At 71.0% G+C, this 23,516-nt stretch carries 24 protein-coding genes; 16 read left to right on the forward strand and 8 right to left on the reverse strand.

The genetic code is table 11. The annotated features are described in order from the left end of the window. Window positions 1–29: 29 nt before the first annotated feature. The 10 genes from infC to ACWGJB_RS04640 all read left to right on the forward strand — a co-directional run bounded on the left by infC (window position 30) and on the right by ACWGJB_RS04640 (window position 11,075). Complete coding sequence (gene infC / locus ACWGJB_RS04595; RefSeq protein WP_453379029.1) at window positions 30–692, forward strand: translation initiation factor IF-3; 663 nt, start codon at window positions 30–32, stop codon at window positions 690–692. 134 nt (window positions 693–826) lie between these two features. Beyond that, the gene (gene rpmI / locus ACWGJB_RS04600; protein ID WP_351320349.1) at window positions 827–1,021 is read left to right on the forward strand and encodes a 50S ribosomal protein L35; all 195 of its coding nucleotides are present in this window, start codon (window positions 827–829) and stop codon (window positions 1,019–1,021) included. 98 nt (window positions 1,022–1,119) lie between these two features. After that, window positions 1,120–1,503, forward strand: coding sequence for a 50S ribosomal protein L20 (rplT, locus tag ACWGJB_RS04605; RefSeq protein ID WP_007495403.1), 384 nt, complete (start codon window positions 1,120–1,122; stop codon window positions 1,501–1,503). Between the two features lie 180 nt (window positions 1,504–1,683). Then, window positions 1,684–2,538 (forward strand): TrmH family RNA methyltransferase, encoded by an 855-nt coding sequence (locus ACWGJB_RS04610; protein WP_453378793.1) that lies wholly within the window; start codon window positions 1,684–1,686, stop codon window positions 2,536–2,538. A 53-nt stretch (window positions 2,539–2,591) separates the two neighbouring features. Next, window positions 2,592–3,737: an ATP-binding protein gene (locus ACWGJB_RS04615; protein WP_453378794.1), complete on the forward strand. Its 1,146-nt coding sequence runs from the start codon at window positions 2,592–2,594 to the stop codon at window positions 3,735–3,737. A 125-nt stretch (window positions 3,738–3,862) separates the two neighbouring features. Then, on the forward strand, window positions 3,863–4,984 hold the full coding sequence (gene pheS, locus ACWGJB_RS04620; RefSeq protein ID WP_450758884.1) for a phenylalanine--tRNA ligase subunit alpha: 1,122 nt from the start codon (window positions 3,863–3,865) through the stop codon (window positions 4,982–4,984). Then, window positions 4,984–7,497: a phenylalanine--tRNA ligase subunit beta gene (gene pheT / locus ACWGJB_RS04625; protein ID WP_453378795.1), complete on the forward strand. Its 2,514-nt coding sequence runs from the start codon at window positions 4,984–4,986 to the stop codon at window positions 7,495–7,497. The genes pheS and pheT overlap by 1 nt, the downstream gene beginning before the upstream one ends. 294 nt (window positions 7,498–7,791) lie before the next feature. After that, window positions 7,792–8,895, forward strand: coding sequence for a PP2C family protein-serine/threonine phosphatase (locus ACWGJB_RS04630; protein ID WP_453378796.1), 1,104 nt, complete (start codon window positions 7,792–7,794; stop codon window positions 8,893–8,895). A gap of 214 nt (window positions 8,896–9,109) precedes the next feature. After that, window positions 9,110–10,450, forward strand: a complete 1,341-nt coding sequence (locus ACWGJB_RS04635; protein ID WP_453378797.1) for a transcriptional regulator — start codon at window positions 9,110–9,112, stop codon at window positions 10,448–10,450. 88 nt (window positions 10,451–10,538) lie between these two features. Next, on the forward strand, window positions 10,539–11,075 hold the full coding sequence (locus ACWGJB_RS04640) for an NUDIX hydrolase (RefSeq protein WP_453378798.1): 537 nt from the start codon (window positions 10,539–10,541) through the stop codon (window positions 11,073–11,075). Here the strand turns inward: ACWGJB_RS04640 and ACWGJB_RS04645 are convergent. After that, window positions 11,072–11,329 carry a hypothetical protein gene (locus ACWGJB_RS04645; protein ID WP_453378799.1) on the reverse strand — a complete coding sequence of 86 codons (258 nt, stop codon included), beginning with the start codon at window positions 11,327–11,329 and terminating at the stop codon, window positions 11,072–11,074. The two genes, ACWGJB_RS04640 and ACWGJB_RS04645, sit on opposite strands and share 4 nt — an antisense overlap. A 208-nt stretch (window positions 11,330–11,537) precedes the next feature. Further along, on the reverse strand, window positions 11,538–12,398 hold the full coding sequence (locus ACWGJB_RS04650; protein ID WP_453378800.1) for a 3-hydroxybutyryl-CoA dehydrogenase: 861 nt from the start codon (window positions 12,396–12,398) through the stop codon (window positions 11,538–11,540). A 171-nt stretch (window positions 12,399–12,569) separates the two neighbouring features. Between ACWGJB_RS04650 and ACWGJB_RS04655 the strand changes: the two genes are divergently transcribed. Continuing rightward, the gene (locus ACWGJB_RS04655; RefSeq protein ID WP_453378801.1) at window positions 12,570–13,796 is read left to right on the forward strand and encodes a glycoside hydrolase family 10 protein; all 1,227 of its coding nucleotides are present in this window, start codon (window positions 12,570–12,572) and stop codon (window positions 13,794–13,796) included. A gap of 33 nt (window positions 13,797–13,829) precedes the next feature. Here the strand turns inward: ACWGJB_RS04655 and ACWGJB_RS04660 are convergent, their stop codons facing one another. Both ACWGJB_RS04660 and ACWGJB_RS04665 read right to left on the reverse strand, forming a co-directional pair. Continuing rightward, entirely contained in the window at window positions 13,830–14,030 is a 201-nt protein-coding gene (locus ACWGJB_RS04660; RefSeq protein WP_360490178.1) for a DUF1918 domain-containing protein, read from the reverse strand. 13 nt (window positions 14,031–14,043) lie between these two features. Then, on the reverse strand, window positions 14,044–14,970 hold the full coding sequence (locus tag ACWGJB_RS04665) for a DMT family transporter (protein ID WP_453378802.1): 927 nt from the start codon (window positions 14,968–14,970) through the stop codon (window positions 14,044–14,046). On the opposite strand from ACWGJB_RS04665, the gene ACWGJB_RS04670 reads away from it, so the two are divergent. The 3 genes from ACWGJB_RS04670 (at window position 14,969) to ACWGJB_RS04680 (ending at window position 17,642) form a co-directional block, all read left to right on the forward strand. Then, window positions 14,969–16,414: an aminotransferase-like domain-containing protein gene (locus ACWGJB_RS04670; RefSeq protein WP_453378803.1), complete on the forward strand. Its 1,446-nt coding sequence runs from the start codon at window positions 14,969–14,971 to the stop codon at window positions 16,412–16,414. The two genes, ACWGJB_RS04665 and ACWGJB_RS04670, sit on opposite strands and share 2 nt — an antisense overlap. Window positions 16,415–16,485: 71 nt before the next feature. Beyond that, window positions 16,486–16,932, forward strand: a complete 447-nt coding sequence (locus ACWGJB_RS04675; protein ID WP_453378804.1) for a GNAT family N-acetyltransferase — start codon at window positions 16,486–16,488, stop codon at window positions 16,930–16,932. Between the two features lie 116 nt (window positions 16,933–17,048). After that, the gene (locus ACWGJB_RS04680) at window positions 17,049–17,642 is read left to right on the forward strand and encodes a histidine phosphatase family protein (RefSeq protein ID WP_351700479.1); all 594 of its coding nucleotides are present in this window, start codon (window positions 17,049–17,051) and stop codon (window positions 17,640–17,642) included. A 106-nt stretch (window positions 17,643–17,748) separates the two neighbouring features. Here the strand turns inward: ACWGJB_RS04680 and ACWGJB_RS04685 are convergent, their stop codons facing one another. Further along, entirely contained in the window at window positions 17,749–18,192 is a 444-nt protein-coding gene (locus ACWGJB_RS04685; RefSeq protein ID WP_453378805.1) for a DUF6314 family protein, read from the reverse strand. A gap of 26 nt (window positions 18,193–18,218) precedes the next feature. After that, window positions 18,219–18,443, reverse strand: coding sequence for a hypothetical protein (locus ACWGJB_RS04690; protein ID WP_453378806.1), 225 nt, complete (start codon window positions 18,441–18,443; stop codon window positions 18,219–18,221). 187 nt (window positions 18,444–18,630) lie between these two features. On the opposite strand from ACWGJB_RS04690, the gene ACWGJB_RS04695 reads away from it, so the two are divergent. Further along, window positions 18,631–21,117: an alpha-L-arabinofuranosidase C-terminal domain-containing protein gene (locus ACWGJB_RS04695; protein ID WP_453378807.1), complete on the forward strand. Its 2,487-nt coding sequence runs from the start codon at window positions 18,631–18,633 to the stop codon at window positions 21,115–21,117. Here ACWGJB_RS04695 and ACWGJB_RS04700 read toward each other — a convergent pair. Continuing rightward, window positions 21,104–21,556 carry a carboxymuconolactone decarboxylase family protein gene (locus tag ACWGJB_RS04700; RefSeq protein WP_453378808.1) on the reverse strand — a complete coding sequence of 151 codons (453 nt, stop codon included), beginning with the start codon at window positions 21,554–21,556 and terminating at the stop codon, window positions 21,104–21,106. The genes ACWGJB_RS04695 and ACWGJB_RS04700 overlap by 14 nt on opposite strands. 51 nt (window positions 21,557–21,607) lie before the next feature. Next, the gene (locus ACWGJB_RS04705) at window positions 21,608–22,510 is read right to left on the reverse strand and encodes a LysR family transcriptional regulator (protein WP_453378809.1); all 903 of its coding nucleotides are present in this window, start codon (window positions 22,508–22,510) and stop codon (window positions 21,608–21,610) included. 81 nt (window positions 22,511–22,591) lie between these two features. Between ACWGJB_RS04705 and ACWGJB_RS04710 the strand changes: the two genes are divergently transcribed. Next, window positions 22,592–23,515, forward strand: coding sequence for a DMT family transporter (locus ACWGJB_RS04710; protein ID WP_453378810.1), 924 nt, complete (start codon window positions 22,592–22,594; stop codon window positions 23,513–23,515). Window position 23,516 lies beyond the last annotated feature (1 nt).

The following is a 23,516-nucleotide window of genomic DNA, read 5'->3' on the forward strand; positions in this document are numbered from 1 at the left end:
CCGTCGCGTGGTGCTACCGAGGAGGATCCATCAGCACCGAGCCCCGCATCAACGACCGGATTCGCGTTCCCGAGGTGCGACTTGTCGGTCCCAGTGGCGAGCAGGTGGGCATCGTCCCCCTGGCCAAGGCACTGGAGCTTGCGCAGGAGTACGACCTCGACCTGGTCGAGGTGGCGGCGAGCGCACGCCCGCCGGTCTGCAAGCTCATGGACTACGGCAAGTTCAAGTACGAGTCGGCCATGAAGGCCCGTGAGGCGCGCAAGAACCAGGCGCACACGGTCATCAAGGAAATGAAGCTCCGGCCGAAGATCGACCCGCACGACTATGACACCAAGAAGGGTCACGTCGTACGGTTCCTCAAGCAGGGCGACAAGGTCAAGATCACGATCATGTTCCGTGGTCGCGAGCAGTCCCGGCCCGAACTGGGCTACCGGCTGCTGCAGCGTCTCGCGGAGGACGTCCAGGACCTCGGTTTCGTCGAGTCGAACCCGAAGCAGGACGGCCGGAACATGATCATGGTTCTCGGTCCGCACAAGAAGAAGACCGAGGCGATGGCCGAGGCCCGGCAGGCGCAGGAAGCCCGCAAGGCCGAAGCCAAGGCCAACCCCGGCAAGTCGCAGAACGCTGCCGAGCTGGACGCCGAGGATGAGGTCGAGGCCGAGGCGCCCGCCGAGGAGCCTGCCGAGGCGTGATCCCGGGGCAACCGCCCCAGGTCAGCACCCAGGGGCGCAAGCCTCAGGATGTAACCGATACAAGAGCGACGTTCCACCGTGCCCGGTTTCGCGACCGGGCACCGGAGCGCCATCGACGAGGAGATAACGGCGCTATGCCGAAGAACAAGACGCACAGCGGTGCCAGCAAGCGCTTCAAGGTCACCGGCTCCGGCAAGGTCCTGCGTGAGCGCGCCGGCAAGCGCCACCTGCTCGAGCACAAGTCGTCCCGCGTGACGCGTCGCCTCACCGGCACCGCCGAGATGGCCCCGGGCGACACCGCGAAGATCAAGAAGCTTCTCGGCAAGTGACGCACGGGCGCCGGCCGGCGCCCTGAAGTCAGATCCGGGACCCAGTCGTTTCCGGGCCGCGTGAGTCCAACCGCGGCCCCGCTACAAGGAGTTAACAAGTGGCACGCGTCAAGCGGGCAGTCAACGCCCACAAGAAGCGCCGGGCGATCCTCGAGGCGGCCTCCGGCTACCGCGGTCAGCGTTCGCGCCTGTACCGCAAGGCCAAGGAGCAGGTCACCCACTCGCTGGTCTACAACTACAACGACCGCAAGAAGCGCAAGGGCGACTTCCGTCAGCTGTGGATCCAGCGCATCAACGCCGCTGCCCGCGCCAACGGCATCACGTACAACCGCTTCATCCAGGGTCTGAAGGCCGCGAACGTCGAGGTCGACCGCAAGATCCTGGCCGAGCTGGCGGTCAACGACGCCGGCGCGTTCGCCGCGCTCGTCGAGGTCGCGCAGAAGGCGCTGCCGTCGGACGTCAACGCGCCGAAGGCCGCGTGACGCTGGCGCTGGCCTTGGCCGACGTGACTGAAGGACCCGCAGGCTGAATGGCTTGCGGGTCCTGTTGTTGCCGTCGCGAGTTCTTCGTTCGGCTGCGGGCCGGTGGGGGCTTGTCGTGCAGTTCCCCGCGCCCCTTACGGGGGGCGCCTTTCGCCGCGTTTCTCGGAAAGTGATCCACACATGCCCAGCCCCGAGCTGATCTCTCCCCGTTCTGCGCGTGTCGCCGCTGCCCGACGGCTGGGCAAGCGGAACTTCCGGGGGAAGGACCGGCTGTTTCTCGCCGAGGGGCCGCAGGCCGTTCGGGAGGCGGCCGGGCATTGGGTCGGCGGAACGGCGACGCTCGTCGAGCTGTTCGCGACCGTCGAGGCCGCGGAGCGGTACGCCGACATCGTCGGGGCGGCCCGTGACGTCGGCGCCCGGATCCACCTCGCCTCCGAAGAGGTCATCGCCGACATCTCCACCACCGTCACCCCGCAGGGGCTGGTCGGTGTCTGCCGGTTCCTGGACACCCCGTTCGAGGACGTCCTCGCCGCCCGCCCGAAGCTCGTCGCCGTCCTCGCCAACGTCCGCGACCCCGGCAACGCCGGGACCGTGTTGCGGTGCGCCGACGCGGCCGGGGCGGAAGCCGTCGTACTGACCGACGCGTCCGTGGACCTGTACAACCCCAAGGCCGTGCGCGCCTCCGTCGGGTCGCACTTCCATCTGCCGGTCGCCGTCGGGGTGCCCGTCGAGCGGGCCGTCGCCGGGCTGAAGGGCGTCGGCGTGCGGATCCTCGCCGCCGACGGCGCCGGAACGGACGACCTCGACGACGAGCTCGACAAGGGCACCATGGGCGGGCCCACGGCCTGGGTGTTCGGGAACGAGGCCTGGGGGCTCCCGGAGGAGACCCGCGCGCTGGCCGACGCCGTCGTGCGCGTTCCGATCCACGGGAAGGCCGAAAGCCTGAACCTCGCCACCGCCGCCGCCGTATGTCTCTACGCAACGGCCCGTGCACAGCGTGCCTCCGGAGGGTGCCGTTCCGTCACCGAGAGCTAGTAGGGTGACCAGCTCGGGGGCCTGCTGCGCCGTCTGAGAGGTGGAGTACGGGGATGAGTGTCGGCACCAGCAACGCGCCGGGCGGCCGCGGTACCGGACGCGTGCCCGCACCTCGGCAGGGCGACCTCACCGGGCTCGGCATCGACCCCGACGAACTGCCCGACGGCCTGGTGGTCGCCGACGAGCACGGCATCGTCGTCTGCTTCAACGCCGCCGCCGCCCGGATCACCGCCACCGCCCCCGCGGACGCCCTCGGGCAGCGGCTGGAGAAGGCCCTGCCCGTAGAGGACCTGGAGGGCAGGCGCTGGTGGCAGCTCACCGATCCCTACGGCGGCCTCGCCATCCGGGTCGGCCAGCCGGAGCGGAACCTCCTGCTGCCCGGCGGCCGGGAGGTGCTGGTGTCCGCCACCTACGTACGCACCGAGCCGACCGGTCCGGTCCGCCGGGTCGTCGTGTCGCTGCGGGACACCGAGGCGCGCCGCCGTACCGAACGCAGCCACGCCGAGCTGATCGCCACCGTCGCCCATGAGCTGCGCTCCCCGCTGACCTCCGTCAAGGGGTTCACCGCCACCCTGCTCGCCAAATGGGAACGCTTCACCGACGACCAGAAACGGCTGATGCTGGAGACGGTCGACGCGGACGCCGACCGGGTCACCCGGCTCATCGCCGAGCTGCTGGACATCTCCAGGATCGACAGCGGACGCCTTGAACTGCGCCGGCAGCCCGTGGACATAGGCGCGGCCGTCGGCCGGCACATCCAGGCGTACGTCACCGCCGGTCAGCCCGCCGACCGCTTCCTGCTCCGCATCGAGCAGCCGCTGCCCGCCCTGTGGGCCGATCCCGACAAGGTCGACCAGGTCCTCAGCAACCTCATCGAAAATGCCGTGCGGCACGGCGAGGGAACCGTCACCATTGACGTCACGCCGTCGTCTTCCCCGCGCGAAGGGGAAGACCTCGACAACACGGCCACGTCGGTCACCGTGAGCGACGAGGGGCCAGGCATCCCGGAGGAGTCCATGAACCGCGTCTTCACCCGCTTCTGGCGGGGCAGCAAGCGCGGTGGCACCGGCCTCGGGCTGTACATCGTCAAGGGCATCGTCGAGGCCCACGGCGGCACCATCACCGTCGGACGCGCCGCGAGCGGCGGCGCCGAGTTCCGATTTACGTTGCCCGTGAGCGCGCCGGCGTATCTCGCCTGACGGCCCACGGGCTCTTCGTATACCTCCACCCCGTTAGACTCGGCCTTTGGCACCTTTGTGTCCTTCTCACGGCCCACCAACGGTCTCGGGGACCATCCGCCAGCCAATCGGAAGCACGGGAAGAGATGTCGGCACCCAATAAGTCGTACGACCCTGTCGAGGTCGAGGCGTTGAAACCGGATGAGATCGAGCGCATGCGGGACGAGGCGCTCGCCGCCTTCGCCGCCGCGGACTCCCTCGACGCGCTCCAGGAGGCGAAGGTCGCCCACACCGGCGGCACGTCCCCGTTGGCCCTCGCCAACCGCGAGATCGGCGCCCTGCCCCCGCATGCCAAGGCCGCCGCCGGGAAGCTGGTCGGCCAGGCCCGCGGCGCCGTGAACAAGGCCCTCGCGGGCCGCCAGGAGGAACTGGAGGCCGAGCGTGACGCCCGGGTGCTGGTCGAGGAGGCGGTGGACGTCACACTGCCCTACGACCGCGTCCCGGCCGGCGCCCGCCACCCGCTGACCACGCTGTCCGACCGCATCGAGGACATCTTCGTGGCCATGGGCTACGAGGTCGCCGAAGGCCCGCAGGTCGAGGCCGAGTGGTTCAACTTCGACGCCCTCAACATCGGCCCGGACCACCCGGCCCGCGGCGAGGCGGACACCTTCTTCGTGCAGGGCCCCGAGGGCGGCACCGAGTCCGGTGTCGTGCTGCGCACCCACACCTCACCGGTCCAGATCCGCTCGCTGCTCGACCGCGAGCTGCCGGTCTACGTGATCTGCCCGGGACGCGTCTACCGCACCGACGAGCTGGACGCCACCCACACCCCGGTCTTCCACCAGGTGGAGCTGCTCGCCGTCGACGAGGGCCTGACCATGTCCGACCTCAAGGGCACCCTGGACCACATGGTCCAGTCGCTGTTCGGCGAGGGCATGAAGACCCGGCTGCGGCCGAACTTCTTCCCCTTCACCGAGCCCAGCGCCGAGATGGACATGCTGTGCTACGTCTGCAAGGGCGAGTCCGTCGGCAACCCCGACCGGCCCTGCCGTACCTGCTCCTCCGAGGGCTGGATCGAGCTGGGCGGCTGCGGCATGGTCAACCCGCGGGTGCTCACGGCCTGCGGCGTCGACCCGGAGAAGTACAGCGGCTTCGCCTTCGGGTTCGGCATCGAGCGGATGCTGATGTTCCGCCACAACGTCGAGGACATGCGAGACATGGTCGAGGGTGACGTCCGGTTCACCCGGCCGTTCGGGATGGAGATCTGATGCGGGTCCCGCTTTCCTGGCTGCGGGAGTACGTCGACCTGCCGGCCACCGAGACCGGCCGCGATGTGCAGGCCAAGCTGATTTCGGCCGGTCTGGAGGTCGAGACCGTCGAGCAGCTCGGCGACGGCCTCAAGGGCCCCCTGGTCGTCGGCCGGGTGCTCACCATCGAGGAGCTGGAGGGCTTCAAGAAGCCGATCCGCTTCTGCACCGTCGACGTCGGCACGGCCAACGGCACGGGTGAGCCCCAGGAGATCGTCTGCGGCGCCCGCAACTTCGCCGTCGGCGACAAGGTCGTCGTCGTCCTGCCGGGGGCCGTGCTCCCCGGCGGCTTCGCGATCGCCGCCCGCCAGACGTACGGCAAGACCTCCCACGGCATGATCTGCTCCAGCGACGAGCTGGGCATGGGCTCCGACGGCACCCACGGCATCATCGTGCTGCCGCCGGAGACCGAGGTCGGCAAGGACGCCATCGAGCTGCTCGAACTGGTCGACGAGGTCCTGGACATCGCCGTCACCGCCAACCGCGGCGACTGCCTGTCGCTGCGCGGCGTGGCCCGCGAGACCGCCATCGCCTACGGCCTGCCGCTGCGCGACCCGGCGCTGATCGACGTGCCAGGACCGAACGCCTTCGGCTACCCGGTCCAGGTCGCCGACCCGCTCGGCTGCGACCGCTTCACCGCGCGCACCGTCACCGGGCTGAGCCCCGAGGCCCGCTCCCCGATCTGGCTGCAGCGCCGGCTCCAGAAGGTCGGCATGCGCCCGATCTCGCTCGCCGTCGACGTCACCAACTACGTGATGACGGAGCTCGGCCAGCCGCTGCACGCCTACGACCGCTCCCTGGTCCAGGGCACCATCGGGGTCCGCCGCGCGGCCGAGGGCGAGAAGATCGTCACCCTCGACGGCGTCGAGCGGAAGCTGCACGCCGAGGACCTGGTGATCACCGACGACCGCGGCCCGATCGGCCTCGCGGGTGTCATGGGCGGCGCCAACACCGAGATCGCCGACCACGAGGACGTGGAGAACGCCACGACCGACGTGGTGATCGAGGCGGCCCACTTCGACGCCGTCGCCATCGCGCGCACGGCCCGCCGACACAAGCTGTCCTCCGAGGCCTCCCGCCGCTTCGAGCGCGGCGTCGACCCGCAGGCCGCGGCCGCCGCCGCGCAGCGCACGGTCGACCTGCTGGTGCTGCTCGCCGGCGGCACCGCCGAGGCCGGGGTCACCGAGGTCATCGCGCCGTCCGCGCCGCACACCATCACCGTCGCGGCGAACCACCCCGACAAGGTCGCGGGTGTCGAGTACGGCCGGGAGACCGTCGTCCGCCGCCTCCAGGAGGTGGGCTGCGACGTCTACGGGCAGGACGAGCTGATCGTCACCGTGCCGTCCTGGCGGCCCGACCTCCTCGAACAGAACGACCTGGCCGAAGAGGTCATCCGCCTGGAGGGCTACGAGAACCTGCCCTCCACGCTGCCCAGGCCGCGGTCCGGCCGGGGCCTGACCCACCGCCAGCGGCTGCACCGCCGGGTGGGCCGCGCGCTGGCCGGGGCCGGCTATGTCGAGGCGCTGAACTACCCGTTCGTCAGCGAGCAGGTCTTCGACCAGCTGGGCCTGGCCGCCGACGACCCGGCCCGCCGCGTCGTCCGGCTCACCAACCCGCTCAACGACGAGGAGCCCGCGCTGCGCACCTCGCTGCTGCCGGGGCTGCTCGGTGCGCTGCGGCGCAACGACGGGCGGGGCGTCCACGACCTGGCGCTGTTCGAGACCGGCCTGGTCTTCCTCCCGCGCGAGGAGCAGGGCGTCCCCGGTCATCTGCCGGTCGACCGCCGCCCGACCGACGAGGAACTCGCCGCGCTGGATGCCGTGCTGCCGGAGCAGCCCCGGCATGTGGCCGCCGTCCTCGCGGGCGCACGCGAGCAGGCCGGCTGGTGGGGCGACGGCCGTCCGGCCGACTGGGCCGACGCAGTCGAGGCGGCGCGTGCGGTGGCCCGTGAGACCGGCACCGAGCTGATCGTGCGGTCCGGCCAGTACGGGCCGTGGCACCCCGGCCGGTGCGCCGAGCTGCTGGTCGTCGCCGACGGCACCGAGCGGGTCGTGGGCCACGCCGGTGAGCTGCACCCGCGGGTGCTCAAGGCGTTGGGGCTGCCCACACGCACCTGCGCGATGGAGCTGAACCTGGACGCGCTGGAGCAGGCCGGCGACGGTACGCCGCAGGCGCCGAGCCTCTCGACCTTCCCGGTCGCCACGCAGGATGTCGCCCTCGTGGTGGACAAGCCGGTACCGGCCGCCGAGGTCGAGGCCGCGCTGCGCGACGGGGCGGGTGAACTGCTCGAAGGCATCCGGCTGTTCGACGTGTATGTCAACGACGAGCAGCTCGGTGACGGGAAGAAGTCGCTGGCGTACGCGCTGCGGTTCCGGGCCGGTGACCGGACGCTGACCGTGGACGAGGCGTCGGCTGCGCGGGATGCGGCGGTCGCCCTTGCCGGTGAGCGTACGGGGGCGGTGCTGCGGGGCTAGTCGCCGTAGGGGGGACTGTTGTCGGTCGGCTGCGGCTTCGTCGTGGCTGATCGCGCAGTTCCTCCCCCAGCCTTCGGCCGGGGGGACCCCCAGCGCCCCTGGCGGGGCGCTGCCCTTGGCGGCGTGAAACATGTGCTGCCACCTGCATAAATGCGGATGTCCTGTGGGTGGTCACTCATTTGGGTGAGATCCAACCCGGACATGGCCCTTACGGGGCATGCCGTCGACAGAATCGGACCGGCCTTTCGGGGTCGGTCCGTCTGTTCTGTCAGGGCCTACTTGGGGGCCATCGGCATGATCCGCATCAAGGCTGGGGTTCCCCACAGAAGGCGGCCCCGGACCAGTTCTCGGCGCTCGCGCTGTGCGCTCACCCTCGGGTTGCCCACGGTGTGGGGTGTCGCGGTCTCGTACAAGTTCGGATGCCCGCTGGCCGACCAGAACGGGCTCGGCGCGCGCATCGTCACCAGCGCCGTGTTCTTCGCGGTCGGCACCGGGCTGATACTCCATGTCCGGCGGGCCCTGCTCAGGGAGCTACGGCAGGCCCGCAAGGTCGCCGGCGCCGCGCAGAGCGTGCTGCTGCGGCCACTGCCGCCCCGTCTCGCCGGGCTGAACGTCGCCGCCGCCCAGCTCTCCGCCGACCGGGGTGCCACCATCGGCGGCGACCTCTACGAGGCCGTCGCCACCGAGCACGGCGTACGGGTCGTGATGGGCGACGTACGCGGCCACGGTCTGGCCGCCATCGCCACCGTGGCCGCCGTCCTCGGCAGCTTCCGCGAGGCCGCCCACGACGAGCCCGAACTGGGCCATGTCCTCGGCCGGCTGGACCGCGCCCTGGCCAGACACCTACGAGAACGAGCCAGGGCGGAACACCCCGCCGGCGGCCTGGACCCGGACAACCCGGTCGCCGAGGAGTTCGTCACCCTGCTGCTCCTGGAGATCGCCGGGGACGGTGACGTACGGGCGATCAACTGCGGCCACCCGTGGCCGTATGTTCTGCGCGATGTGCGGGTGCAGCCACTGTCGTGCGCCGATCCACTACCGCCCCTCGGTCCGTTCGCCCTCCCGACGGACCTCACCCCCACCGACTGCGGCCCTCTGCACCTCGGCGAGTCCCTGGTGCTGTACACGGACGGCGCGGAAGACGCACGAGACGCGGGGGGTCACTTCTTCTCCCTGGCGGCGGCGCTGGCGAAAGCGGTACGAGCGCACCCGGTCTCGCCCCAGGGCATCCTGAAGACGGTGTTCACCGCGCTCCTCCACCACACCAACGGCCGTCCCACCGACGACATCGCCCTCCTGGTACTTCGCAACGAACGCGGCCACCAACACGCCCCTTTGGGGGCGCGGGGAACTGCACGGCCAGCCCCCACTCACCCGCAGCCGACAACGCACCGCTGACCCACGAACCGTCGGCCAAGCCGACGGCCAGGCCACCGCACTGTACGAGGGGGGAGCCGGCGGCCCGGCCGGCCTCTTGCGAGGCAGTTCAGTCAAACCGGCCCGACACGCTCCGCAACAGCGCACGTACGCTGCGGATTCGCGCACTCCGTTCACACCCCGTGTGAACACCCACGCACTACGCTGACGGCACCAGGCCACTCGGGGGGCATTCATGCAGCCCAACTCTCTGCTCGACGCGATCCTGGACGAGGCGGGGATCTCGCACGCCGGTCTCGCCGCCCACGTCAACCAGGCGGGCCGGGCCCGTGAACTCTCGCTCCGCTACGAACACACCGCCGTGGCCCGCTGGTTGAAGGGCCAGCGGCCGCGCGGTCAGGTGCCCGACCTGATCTGCGAGGTGCTCGCCGCCCGGCTGCACCGCACGGTCACCCTCGACGACATCGGCCTCGGTGTGCCCGGCGAGCCCAGCGTCCCGCACACCACCTCGCTCTCCGGGTTCGTCGAACGGGCCACCGCGCTGTGGCGGTCCGACGAGCAGCAGCGCCCGCACATACTCGGCGCCCCCGCCGTCACCGGCACACCCGCCGTGATGCCGGTGTGGGAGTGGGAGAACCCCCCTGAGGACGTGGACGTCTCGCGCGGCGGCCGGCACCGGGTCACCCCGGCCGATCTGGAGATGCTGCGGGCCGCCCGCGCCCACTACGAGCAGATGTACCGCAAGGCCGGCGGCATGGCGACCCGCACCCGGGTCGTCGGCTTCCTCAACGCCGAGGCGGCTCCGCTGCTGCGCGGCAGTTACACGGACGCCACGGGGCGTCAACTGCACCGGGCTACCGGTGGGTTGGTCGCCATCGTGGGGATCTGCGCCTACGACTCCGACGCCCATGGCCTCGCGCAGCGCTACTTCCACCAGGCCCTGCGTCTGGCGAAGGCGAGCGGCGACCGGGGACTCGGTGCTTATGTCATCGCGCTCCTGGTCAACCAGGCGCTGTTCATGCGGGAGTTCCGGCAGGCCGTCGCGTTCGCGGAGGCCGCGCTGCGCGCCGCCGGCAAGCACATCACCCCGGCGCTCGCCTCCGACCTCTACGCGATGCAGGCCAAGGCGTACGCCCACCTCGGCGACGGCACGAGTGCGCTGTCCTGCATCCGGCGGGCGGAGGCGGCCGCCGAACGTATCCGGCGGGGCTATGAACCCGACGAGACCGGCTATGTCCAACCCGGCCTGGTCAATGTGCAGGTGGCCGAGGCGCTGCTCAGTCTCGGCGAGCTCGCCGCCGCCCGGGAGCACGCCGCGGCGGCCGTCGACAACCCGGCCCACGACCGGGGGCGGGTGCACCGGCTGGCCATGCTCAGCACCATCGAGCTGCGCCAGGGAAACGCGGACAACGCGGTGGCCACGGCCGTGCAGATGGCCGAACAGGCCCGCGGAATGGAGTCCCAGCGACTGCGCGACAGACTCCGCGCGGTGCGCGAGCACCTGGTGCGCAGCGGTTCGGCCGGAACCGCCGAGGCCGCGGAACTCATCGACAGCGCACTGCGCGTACCGCTGTAGACCACACCCCCGTCGAGTGAGGCGCACTGTAGGCCTGAGCAGTCCCTGCTGCGATATTGCCACTTACTCGGCGGAAGGTGGCAGAACCGTGCAGTGGACGAAACTGAACGAACAAACTGTGTATGAAAACCGCTGGTTCAGCGTCAATCTCGCAGATGTCGAGCTGCCGGACGGCCGGCACCTCGACCACTTCCTGATACGGCTGCGGCCCGTGGCCGTGGCCACGGTGGTCAACGAGGCAGGTGAGGTCCTGCTTTTGTGGCGCCACCGTTTCATCACCGACAGCTGGGGGTGGGAACTCCCGGCCGGGGTGGTCGAGGACGGCGAGGACATCGCCGTCGCGGCCGCCAGGGAACTGGAGGAGGAGACCGGCTGGCGGCCGGGAACCCTGCACCACCTCATGACGGTGGAGCCGTCCAACGGCCTCACCGACGCCCGGCACCACATCTACTGGTCCGACGAGGGCGAGTACCTCGGACACCCCGTGGACGACTTCGAGTCGGACCGCCGGGAGTGGGTCCCCCTCAAGCTCGTCCCGGACATGATCGCCCGCGGGGAGGTCCCGGCCGCCAACATGGCGGCCGCGTTACTCCTGCTTCATCACATGCGCCTCGCCGACGACTAGTGGGCCAGTGCCTGCCAGACGGTGACGACGAGGGCGCCCAGTGCGGTGAGCGCGGCGATCGAGGGCAGGGGCCAGCGGGCGTTCTCCAGCAGCGCGAGGCGGGTGTTCAGGTCGTCCAGCTCCTTGGCGGTCTCCTTGGTGCGGTGACTGAGCAGGTTCAGGCCGCCCTCGACTTGGGCGTAGGCCACATCGAGGCGGCGACGTAACTCTGCGAGTTCTCCTTGGACCACGGGATGCTCTGGTTCGGTGGTCACGGGTCCACTCCTTTGCGTAGTCGAAGATGTCGTTCCGCATCCCTTTGCATGCGCATGAAGAGTGAACTCGCCTGGTGAGCGCGTGGGGAGAGTGTGCGCAGGGCATATGCGTGCCCGGGGTGCACACGGTGTGTGAAAGACACGGGCCCGGCACCGATGGCGGTGCCGGGCCCGTGGAGCATCGCTCCCTGTAGTCAGCGGGGTGTGTTCAGCCGTAGGTGTAGAAGCCCGAGTTGGTCTTCCGGCCCAGCCGGCCGGCCTCGACCATGCGCTGGAGCAGCGGGGGAGCGGCGTACAGCGGCTCCTTGTACTCGGCGTACATGCTGTTGGCGATGGAGACGATGGTGTCCAGGCCGATCAGGTCGGACAGCTTCAGCGGACCCATCGGGTGGGCACAGCCCATCTCCATGCCGTTGTCGATGTCCTCGCGGCTCGCGATGCCGGACTCGAACATCCGGATGGACGAGAGCAGGTACGGCACCAGCAGCGCGTTGACCACGAAGCCGGAGCGGTCCTGGGCGCGGATCGCGTGCTTGCCGAGCACCTTCTCGGCGAAGACCTGGGCGCGGCTGATGGTGCCCTCGGACGTGGTGAGCGCCGGGATCAGCTCGACCAGCTTCTGCACCGGGGCCGGGTTGAAGAAGTGGATGCCGATCACGTGGTCGGGACGGGAGGTCGCCACCGCCAGCTTCACCAGCGGGATCGAGGAGGTGTTGGAGGCCAGGATCGCGTCCGGGCGGGTCACCACCTGGTCGAGCACCTGGAAGATCTCCGTCTTCACCTGCTCGTTCTCGACGACGGCCTCGATCACCAGGTCGCGGTCGGCGAACTCGCCGAGGTCCGTGGTGAAGCTCAGCCGGGCCAGCGTGGCGTCCCGCTCCTCCTCGCTGATCTTGCCGCGCTCGGCGGCCTTGGCCAGCGAGTTGAACAGCCGGGTACGGCCGATCTCCAGGGCCTCGCCGGTGGTCTCGGCGACCCTCACGTCCAGACCGGAGCGGGCGCACACCTCGGCGATGCCCGCTCCCATCTGGCCGCAGCCCACGACTCCGACCTTCTCGATGTCGGTCACATCGTTCCCTTCGCTGATCTACGGCCGGCCGGCAGGACCTCCGGATCCGGTGCCTGCTCCGTTCGTGCACGTTACCCGTAAGTATCGATGATCGATCGTGCGGGTGGGGGCATCCTGTGGCGCGGAGGCGATCCGTGACCTTGCGGATCCGGAGAGTTAGAGGGTCGCACGATGGCACAAGTGTCTCGCAGGGCGTTCGCGGTGGCGGCGCTGTCGACGCTGACCCTGGCGGCACCGGGGGCGACGGCCGCGGCCCGGCCCCGGCGTGCGGCCACCGAGATGCGGGGCATGTGGCTGGCGACCGTCGCCAATCGTGACTGGCCCTCGCGCACCGGGCTGTCGGCCTCCGCCCAGCGCAAGGAACTGACCGCCCTCCTCGACAAGGCGGTCGACTACCGGCTCAACACGGTGATGTTCCAGGTGCGGCCCACCGCCGACGCGTTCTGGCCCTCGTCCCACGAGCCCTGGTCGCAGTACCTCACCGGCACCCAGGGCAAGAACCCCGGCTGGGACCCGCTCGGGGTGGCCGTCCAGGAGGCGCACGCCCGGGGCCTGCACCTGCACGCCTGGTTCAACCCCTACCGGATCGCCAACAACACCGACCCGGGCAAGCTGGTCGCCACGCACCCGGCCCGCAAGCATCCGGACTGGGTGGTGGCGTACGGCGGCAAGCTCTACTACAACCCGGGCATCCCGGCCGTGCGCGCCTTCGTGCAGGAGGCGATCCTGGACGCGGTCGCCAAGTACCCCGTGGACGCCGTCCACTTCGACGACTACTTCTACCCGTACCCGGTGGCCGGCCAGACCTTCGACGACGACGACGCCTACGACACCCACGGCGGCGACTTCTCCTCCCGGGCGGCCTGGCGCCGGGACAACATCGACAAGCTGGTGACCGAGACCGCCGCCGGGATCAAGAAGCTCCGGCCCGGCACCCGGTTCGGTATCAGCCCGTTCGCGGTGTGGCGCAACTCCACCACCGACTCCCGGGGCTCGGACACCAAGGCGGGTGTGGAGACGTACGACGACCTGTACGCGGACACCCGGAAGTGGGTGCAGAAGAACTGGATCGACTACATCGTCCCGCAGGTGTACTGGCAGATCGGCAACGCGGCCGCCGATTACACCAAGGTCGTCGACTGGTGGGCGGGGGTGGCGAAGGGGTCCGGCACCCGGCTCTACATCGGTGAGGCGCTGTACCGGGCCGGGGCCGCCGACGCGCCCTCGGCCTGGCAGAATCCGGCCGAACTGTCCCGGCATCTGACCCTCGCCGACCAGTACCCGCAGGTAGGCGGGCATGTCTACTTCGCGGCCCAGGACGTGGCCGCCGATCCGATCGGGGCGCTGTCGCGGGTGGTCGCCGACCATTACCAGCAGCCGGCGCTCCCGCCGAACTGACCGGCGCGCGGCCGGCGACCCCGTCGCCGCGGCCTACGGTTGGTGGTGGGTCTCCTGGTGCCTGACCTGGCAGTCGGGACCGGGGGACATGATGGCCTCGTGGCCGTCCTCGAAGCGGACCCGGTAGGGCGGATTGCCCTCGGGGCCCAGTACCTGGACGACTTCCGAGACCTGGTCGTGCTGTCCGACCACCCTGCCGTGCTGGACAAGCTGGTCGCCCTCGGATGCACGCATCTCCAGGGCCTCCTCACGATCGCGATCGTTGGGTGACGGCGATGCACACGAGCACGGCGGCGGCCGTGAGTGGAGCGGCCGCGGTGAGGTGCTCGCCCAGCAGCAGCACCGACCACACCAGTGTGAGCAGCGGCTGGGCCAACTGCAACTGGCTGGCCTTCGGAATGCCGACCGCCGCCATGCCCCGGTACCAGACCAGCAGACCGAGGAACTGCGAGCCCACCGCCACCCACAGCACACCGGCCACACCGTGCAGGTTCCAGACGACCGGCTCGTAGGACAGCGCGACCACGGCGGCCGGCACGGTCAGCGGCAGGCAGCCCACCAGCGCCCAGCCGATGACCTGCCAGCCCGGCATGACCCGGGCCAGCCGGCCGCCCTCGGTGTAGCCGGCCGCGCACACCACAAGCGCCGCGAACAGATAACCGTCGGCCGCCGTGAGCGCCCCGCCGCTCTGGGCGACGGTGAACACCAGCACGGCCGCGGCACCCGCCAGGGCCGCCGCCCAGAAGGTGCGGGAGGGGCGGATGCCCATGCGCAGGGCCGAGAAGAGGGCGGTGGTCAGCGGGAGCAGGCCCACCACGACGGCCGCGTGCGAAGTGGTGGAGGTCTCCAGGGCGAGCGTGGTCAGCATCGGGAAGCCGAGCACGACGCCGGCCGCGACGACCGCCAGCCCCGCCCAGTGCCGGCGCTCGGGCAGTCGTACCCGAAGGAACAGCAGGCAGCCGCCCGCCAGGGCCGCCGCGAGGACGCTGCGCACCGCCACCAGCGCCCAGGGCCCGAAACTTTCCAGGCCCCAGGCGGTGGCCGGGAAGGTGAGGGAGAAGGCGACGACACCGAGTGCGGCCTGCAGAGTGCCGGCCCGATGGGAGGCGGGGGCGGCCGGGGGAGTGCCGACCGCTATCGAAGTCGGCTCGGTAGCGCTACTCTGTACTCTCATGCAAGAGCGTAGCAGTGTCCTTGAACTGGCGGAACAGCTGCGGCGAGACCTCGACCGCTACTCTCCCGGAGGAAAGCTCCCGTCGAGTCGGGCCCTCGTCGAGCGGTTCCGGGTGAGCCCGGTGACGGTCTCCCGGGCGCTGGCCCAGCTGGTCGCGGAGGGGCTGGTCGTCACCCGGCCCGGCGCCGGCGCCTTCAAGGCCAGGCCGCGTGCCACGGCCGAGCCCACCGGGGACACCTCCTGGCAGGAGGTGGCGCTCAGCGCCGACGGCGCCCTCGACGTTGTACCGCGCACGGTCGACGCGTCCGGGGTCACCATCTGCCTGGCCGCCCCGCCGCCCGGCGTGCTGGAACTCAGCGGCGGCTACCTGCACGCCTCCCTGGAACCCGAACGTGCGATGGCGGCGGCCCTGGCGAGGGCCGGCCGCCGGCCCGGCGCCTGGGGGCGGCCGCCCCTCGACGGGCTGCCCGAGCTGCGCGAATGGTTCGCGCGGGACATCGGCGGCGCGGTCACCGCCGCCGAGGTGCTGATCGCGAACGGCGGCCAGTCCGCCCTCGCCACCGCTCTGCGCGCGCTCGCCCCGCCCGGCGCCCCGGTCCTCGTCGAGTCCCCCACCTACCCCGGCATGCTCGCCATCGCCCGCGCCGCCGGACTGCGGCCGGTCCCGGTCCCGGTCGACCCCGACGGGGTGCGGCCCGCCCTCCTCGCCGACGCGTTCCGCGCCACCGGCGCCCGGGTCTTCGTCTGCCAGCCCCTCTTCCAGAACCCGACCGGCGCCGTCCTCGCCCCCGACCGGCGCGCCGAGGTGGTGCGCATCGCCCGCGAGGCCGGCGCGTTCGTGATCGAGGACGACTACGTACGACGGCTGGTCCACGCCGACGCGGGCCCGCTGCCCCGCCCGCTCGCCGCCGACGACCCCGACGGAGTCGTGGTCCACGTCGGCTCGCTGACCAAGGCCACCTCGCCGAGTTTCCGGGTGGCCGCACTCGCCGCCCGCGGACCGGTCTTCGAACGCCTGCGCGCCATCCAGATCGTCGACACCTTCTTCGTCCCCCGCCCCCTCCAGGAGGCAGCCCTCGAACTCGTCGGCTCCCCGGCCTGGCCCCGCCACCTGCGTGCCCTGTCGGCCGCGTTGAAGACCCGCCGGGACACCCTCACCGGCGCCCTCGCCCACCACCTCCCCGAACTGGCCCTCCCGCACATCCCCGCCGGCGGCTACCACCTCTGGCTCCGCCTCCCCGAGGGCGTCGACGACGCAACCCTGACCGCCGCCGCCCTGCGCGCGGGCGTCGCCGTCACTCCCGGCCGCCCCTACTTCAGCGCCGAACCCCCGGCCGCCCACGTCCGCCTGAGCTTCGCGGCGGTCGCCGGGACGGGGGAGCTCCTGGAGGGCGTACGACGGCTGCGGACGGCCTGCGACGAGGTGCTGCGTCCCGCAGCCTGAAAGCCCGACCCCGATATCCACGTTCTGAAATCCGATCGACGCCGGTGCGGCCGACCGGTGAGGATCCCCCCATGAACGACGCACCCAGCCTCCCCGAGGGCTACGAGTTCTCCGCCGACACCGACCGGGTGGACGTCGAACGCGTCCACCGCTGGCTGTCCACCGACGCCTACTGGGCGACCGGCCGTCCCCTGGAGCAGCAGTGGCGGGCGATGACGGGCTCCCTCAACTTCGGGGTGTACGACACCGTCACCGGGGAGCAGGTGGCGTACGCGCGCGTGGTGACCGACCAGGCGCTGTTCGCCTGGCTCGCCGACGTGTACGTCGACCCGTCGGTGCGCGGCAAGGGGGTCGGCACGGCGATGGTCGGGGCGATCCGCGAGCACCTGCGGCCGTACGGAATCCGGCGGGTGCTGCTCGCCACGCACGACGCCCACGGGGTCTACGAGAAGCTCGGATTTGCCCCGCTCGAACACCCGGACCAGTGGATGGCGCTCTACTACGAGGCGCCGAAGTGACATTCCAGTTGACTTGTCGGACTCCTCCTGACCTTTGGGTAACGTTTCCCCCACCTCGCGCAATTCACGTATCAAGAGCCCTTGACCTGCGCACTTGAGCGTCACACCATCGCCGCATGTCACTTCGGGTCACGTTCGTCGCGGCCGCGCGCAGCTCACCGCTGCTCGCGGAGCGCTTCGAGGACGCCCGCCCCCTGGATCAGGCGGGCTGGGACGAGGTGCAGCGCGTCGCCGCCGACCTGCTACCGCTCGCGGCGGCCGAGCTGCGCTACTGTTCGCCGACTCCGCGCAGCCGCGCGACCGGCGAGGGTCTGGGGTACGCCCCGCTGGTCCAGCTCGCCCTGCGCGACTGCGACATGGGCCGCTGGCGCGGGCTGACGCTGGGCGAGGCGATGGCCAGGGAACCGGACCAGGTGGACGCCTGGCTCTCCGACCCGCGCGCCACCCCGCACGGCGGCGAGTCGCTGCTGTCGTTCATCTCCCGGGTGGGCGGCTGGCTCGACACCCGCCCGGTGGACGACGGCGGCCGGATCGTCGCCGTCGCCGAGCCCTCGGTGATCCGGGCCGCGCTCGTCTACGCCCTCAAGGCGCCGCCGTCGACCTACTGGAACATCGACGTGCGCCCGCTGTCGACGACCACGGTGACGGGCCGCGGAGGCCGCTGGAACCTGCGGTTCGACGTGTCGCCGGCCCAGGCCTCACGCACCTGAGCGGTCCGCCGGAAGTGGCGCACCGCGCGGTCGGCCGTGCGCCGCGCCGTGCTGGCCGGTCGTGCCCACGTCACGGTGGGCCGATGCCGGATCCGCTCGTCCGGTCTCAGGCCTCACGCACGTAGTCGGTGGTCAGGACCAGGTCCTTCGCCGGGCCGCCGACCCGCCACACCGTGCGCCAGTGGTCGGCGTCCCGGACGGTGAACTCGCCCCGGTAGAGGTCGGCCGCGCACGGGTGGTCGGCGACATACCGCCCCGAGGTCAGGTCCAGGTCGTGGAAGGGCCGCCCGTCGGCGAACCGCACGTCCGCCGTCCCGGGCCGCGGCCCCGGCAGGAACCGCAGCGTCCGCTCGGCCGGCCGCGCCACCCCCTGCCAGGTGAACGTCCCCGACTCCTCGTGCAGCAGCCCGCCCGCCTCCAGCGCCCGGAACACCGTGGCCCCCTCGAACCGCCCTTCGTCCCCGCTCGCCAGGTCCCGCACGCTCCGCTCGACACGCCACCGTCCGGCCAGGTGCGCGAGCACATCCGCCACCGGCCAGAAATCATCCACGGGTACGCCTTCGGTCATGGTTTCGGTCACGGCCTCTTCGGGCGGGGGGAGCCGGTCGGCGCCTTGCGCTCGGCCTGCTGCCGGATCTCGTGGTAGGCGTCATGGCTGGTCGCCCGGAACGCCTCCTCGTACGCGGCGAGCGCACCGCCCACCCCGCCCCGCCGCCGGATGCAGCGCGCGAGCGGGGTGAGTGCCACCGGGACGACGGCCAGTCCGGCGAGCACGAACAGGTACGGCAGCAGGGTCCCCATGCCCCCGACCCTACGCCCGCCGTGGCACTTGTCCCGGAGCCGGCCGACGTCCGCCCCATTGACGCGCTCATGCCCCGTACCTATCTTTCCGTTCGAAGTGCTGACCGCTGTCCGATATTTCGAACCCGATTGACCTCGGTTGCGCCTGGCCCCCCAGGTCAACTCCTTCACGAGCCGCGGAGTATCCATGTCACGCACCAACCGCACCCGGCTGAGACTCGGCCTTGGAGCAAGCGCTTTCCTGCTCGCCGTGGGACTGGTCCCGATGCCCGCCCACGCCGAGGACGTCACCGACTACGCGATCACCGTCGACCCCACATCCCAGGGCGCCAAGATCGACAAGACGATGTACGGCGTCTTCTTCGAGGACATCAACCGCGCCGCCGACGGCGGCCTCTACGCGGAACTCGTCCAGAACCGGTCCTTCGAGTACACGGCCGACGACAACAAGTCGTACACCCCGCTCACCGCCTGGACGGTCACCGGGACCGCCCAGGTCGTCGACGACTCCGGCCGCCTCGACGACCGCAACCGCGACTACCTCTCCCTGTCCGCGGGTGCGGCCGTCGCCAACTCCGGCTACAACACCGGCATCCGGGTCGAGGACGGCAAGAAGTACGACTTCTCGGTCTGGGCCCGCGCGGCGGGCCGCACGACCCTCACCGTAGGCCTGTCGGACGCCGGCGGCACACTCGCCACCGCCCATCGGGTGGCCGTGAAGAAGAACGGCTGGGCCCGGTACAGGGCGACCTTCACCGCGACCCGCACCAGCTCCACCGGCCGCCTCACCGTGGCCACCTCGGACGCGGCCGCGCTCGACATGGTCTCCCTCTTCCCGCGCGACACCTACCGGCACGAGCCCAACGGCCTGCGCAAGGATCTCGCCGAGAAGATCGCCGCCCTGCACCCGGGCTTCGTCCGCTTCCCCGGCGGCTGCCTGGTCAACACCGGCTCGATGCAGGACTACAGCGCGGCCTCCGGCTACCAGCGCAAGCGGTCGTACCAGTGGAAGGACACCATCGGCCCGGTCGAGACCCGCGCCACGAACGCCAACTTCTGGGGCTACAACCAGTCGTACGGCCTCGGCTACTACGAGTACTTCCGCTTCGCCGAGGACATCGGCGCCATGCCGCTGCCCGTCGTCCCCGCCCTGGTGACCGGCTGCGGCCAGAACAGGGCCGTCGACGACGACGCGCTGCTGAAGCGGCACATCCAGGACACCCTCGACCTCATCGAGTTCGCCAACGGCCCGGTGACCAGCGAGTGGGGCCGGAAACGGGCCGAGATGGGCCACCCCAAGCCCTTCCACCTCACCCACATCGAGGTCGGCAACGAGGAGAACCTCCCCACCGAGTTCTTCGCCCGCTTCACGCGGTTCCGGGCGGCCATCCAGGCCGCGTACCCGTACATGCAGGTCATCTCCAACGCCGGCCCGGACGACTCCGGCACCACCTTCGACACGGCCTGGCAGCTCAACAGGGACGCCAAGGTCGACATGGTCGACGAGCACTACTACAACAGCCCGCAGTGGTTCCTGCAGAACAACGACCGCTACGACTCCTACGACAGGAGCGGGCCCAAGGTCTTCCTCGGCGAATACGCCTCAGGCGGCAACGCCTTCAAGAACGGCCTCGCCGAAGCCGCCTACATGACCGGCCTCGAACGCAACGCGGACGTCGTCAAGCTCGCCTCCTACGCCCCGCTGTTCGCCAACGAGGACTACGTCCAGTGGAGCCCGGACATGGTGTGGTTCAACAACCACGCCTCCTGGGGCTCGGCGAACTACGAGGTCCAGAAGCTCTTCATGAACAACGTCGGCGACCGGGTCGTCCCCTCCACGGCCACCGGCACGCCGTCCCTGCTCGCCCCGATCACCGGCGCCGTCGGCCTGTCCACCTGGAACACCAGCGCCGCCTACGACGACGTCAAGGTGACCGACGCCGACGGGAACACCCTGCTCAGCGACGACTTCTCCGGTGACGCCTCCCGGTGGACCCACACCGGCACCGGCAGCTGGACCGTCCAGGACGGGCAGTACGTGGAGACCTCGGACACCGCGGAGAACACCATGGTCTCCGCCGGCGACCCCTCCTGGCACGACTACGACCTGCACGTGAAGGCCACCAAGAAGTCAGGCAAGGAGGGCTTCCTCGTCGCCTTCGGCGTCAAGGACACCGGCACCTACTACTGGTGGAACATCGGCGGCTGGAACAACACCCAGAGCGCGGTCGAGCAGGCCGTGGACGGCGGCAAGTCGACGCTGATCGCCAAGCCGGGGTCGGTGCAGACCGGCCGGACCTACGACGTCGACATCAGGGTGCGGGGGCGGCAGGTCACCCTCTCCCTCGACGGGCAGGAGTGGGGCAGCTTCACCGACGACAAGCCGGCCGAGCCGTTCCGGCAGGTCGTCACCCGGGACAAGAAGACCGGCGACCTGATCGTCAAGGTCGTCAACGCCCAGTCCGCGGCGGCCCGTACGGCCGTCGACCTCGGGGGCGCCGAGGTGTCGAGGAAGGCGAAGGTGACCACGCTCGCGGCCGCGCCGGACGCGGTGAACACCGAGACGTCCACCGCGGTCGCCCCGGTCACGTCCACCTTCACCGGAGTCGCCGACCGGTTCACGTACACCTTCCCGGCGAACTCGGTCACCTTCCTGCGGATCAGGCAGAAGTAGCCCCCGGCGTGGGCTGCTGCCCGACCGGCAGCAGCCCACGCTCGGCGAAGACCTTCTTGGCGACCAGGGTGGCGTTGAGCGCCTTGGGGAAACCGCAGTACCCGGCGGAGTGCAGCAGCGCCTCGACGATCTCCTGGGGAGTGAGTCCCGCGTTCAGGGAGAAGTTGATGTGCACCTCCAGCTGGGGCTCGCAGCCGCCCAGCGCGGTGAGGATGCCCAGGGTCACCAACTGCCGGTCACGGGGCACCAGTTCGGGCCGGGAGTAGATCTCCCCGAAGCCCCAGGCGACGACCTGGTGGCCCAGCTCGGGGCTGATGTCGGCCAGCGACTCCAGGACCCGCTCCCGGAGCCCGCCGTCGACCTGGCTCATGACCTCAAGACCGCGGGCGAAACGCTCGTCACGGGTGGTGCTCTCGCTCGTGTCAGCTCGTGCGTCCATGGAGGGAACGCTAGGAGTTGGAGCGTGCTCCAGGTCAAGCCCGTTTCGCGATCAGCCCCTGACGCGGATGGTCTCCGCCGCGGCCCGCAGTTCGCCGAGCACGGTCCGTACCGCCCTGCGGGCAGTGCGCTCGGGGCGGTGGAGGGCGTCGATGTGGCGGTGGGCCTCGATGCCGGCGAGGGGTCTGAGGGTGACGCCCGGGTGTGGGCGGGACGTCCAGCGGGGCATCAGGGCGATCCCGCCGCCCGCGGCCACCAGCTCGGCGACGACCGAGGTCTCGTTGACGCGATGGACGATGTCGAGCCGGTGCCCGGCCGCGGCGGCGATGGCCTCGACGGTCGCGAGCAGCGGAAAGCCGTCGTGCACGGTGATCCAGGGCTCGCCGGACACGTCCCGCGCGGTCAGGGCGGTCCGCGCGGCCAGCGGGTGGCCGACCGGCAGGGCGATGTCGAGGGGTTCGCGCAGCAGCGGGGTGGCCGTGGCGGTCCGCGGCCAGGGCGGGGCGTGGTCGAGACGGTGGGCGAGGACCAGGTCGTAGGTGCGGGTCAGAGGCGGGAAGTCGGCCTGGGCCACGTCCTCGTCGTGCAGGGTGATCCTCGGGGAGCCCGGGCCGCGCACCTGTCGCAGCAGCAGCGGATAGAACGCGGCGGCCCCGCTGTGGAAGGCCGCCACCGACACCGTCCCCTCGGGCTCGTCGACGTACTCCTCGACGGTGTGGCGGGCCCGGGCCAGTGCCGTCTCCACCTCGATCGCCGCGTCGGCCAGGGCCTGTCCGGCCGCCGTGAGCACCAGCCTGCGCCCGGCGCGCTCGGTGAGCGGTACCGGGAGGGACCGCTGGAGCAGGCGCAGCTGCTGCGAGATCGCCGAGGGCGTCACCCGCAGCGCTTCCGCGACCGCCGTGACGCTGCCCAGTTCGCCCAGCTCCCGCAGGACGCGCAGCTGCCGTTCGTCCATGCCGTGAGTGTAGCTTCGCTACAGGGTCGGTTGAGCAAGTCGTCGTTTACTTCAAAGTGCTGGCCAGGGATCGTGAACGGCATGCCGAACACCCGTCGTACCGATGGGGTGCTCCTGGCTCTCGCCGTCGTCTGGGGCTCCAGTTACCTGACGGCGAAGACGGCCACGGACGCCCTCCCCGTGCTGATCGTCCTCTTCCTGCGCTACGCCATCGGCGCCCTCGTCTGCCTCGTCGCACTGCGCGGGTTCGGCCCGCTCACCCGGGACGAGAGGCGTTACGGCACGCTCCTCGGCCTCACCCAGGCCGCCGTCCTCGTCCTGGAGACCTACGGTGTCGCCCATACCAGCGCCGGGAACGCGGGCCTGATCATCAGCCTGACCCTCGTCCTCACCCCGGTCCTGGACCGCGGGCGGCTGCCGGGGAGGTTCTTCCTTGCCGTCGGAGTGTGCGTCGTCGGTGTCGGGCTGCTGGTGTCCGGCAACGGGCTGCGCGCCCCCGGCGCCGGTGACCTGCTGATGCTCGCGGCCGCGGTGGTCCGGGCCGGTCATGTGGTGCTGGTCGGGCGGGTGACCGCGGGCCGGGCCGTGCGTCCGTTCCCGCTGACGGCCGTGCAGACCGCCGTCGGCGCGGTCCTCTTCCTGGTGCCGGCGGCGCCCGGCCTGCCGGCACTCGCCCGGACCGGCGCCGTCACCTGGGCCGAGCTGGTCTACCTCGCCCTGTGCTGCGGCCTGCTCGCGTTCCTCGCCCAGACCTGGGCGGTGCAGCGCACCTCCGCGACCCGGGCCAGTCTGCTGCTGGGCACCGAACCGGTGTGGGCCCTCCTGGTCGGCGTCGGGCTCGGCGGCGAACACCTCACCGCCCTCACCGTGCTGGGAGCCGCACTGATCGTCTCGGGGACGTACTGGGGCCAATCCGTCGAACGCGCCCATCGGGCGGACTCCCCGGAGGCGGTGCGCGATACGGCCCTCCGTCACGCCGACACAGGCCTGCCACAGGCGCGTTAAC

The organism is Streptomyces sp. NPDC054813 (assembly GCF_053611365.1).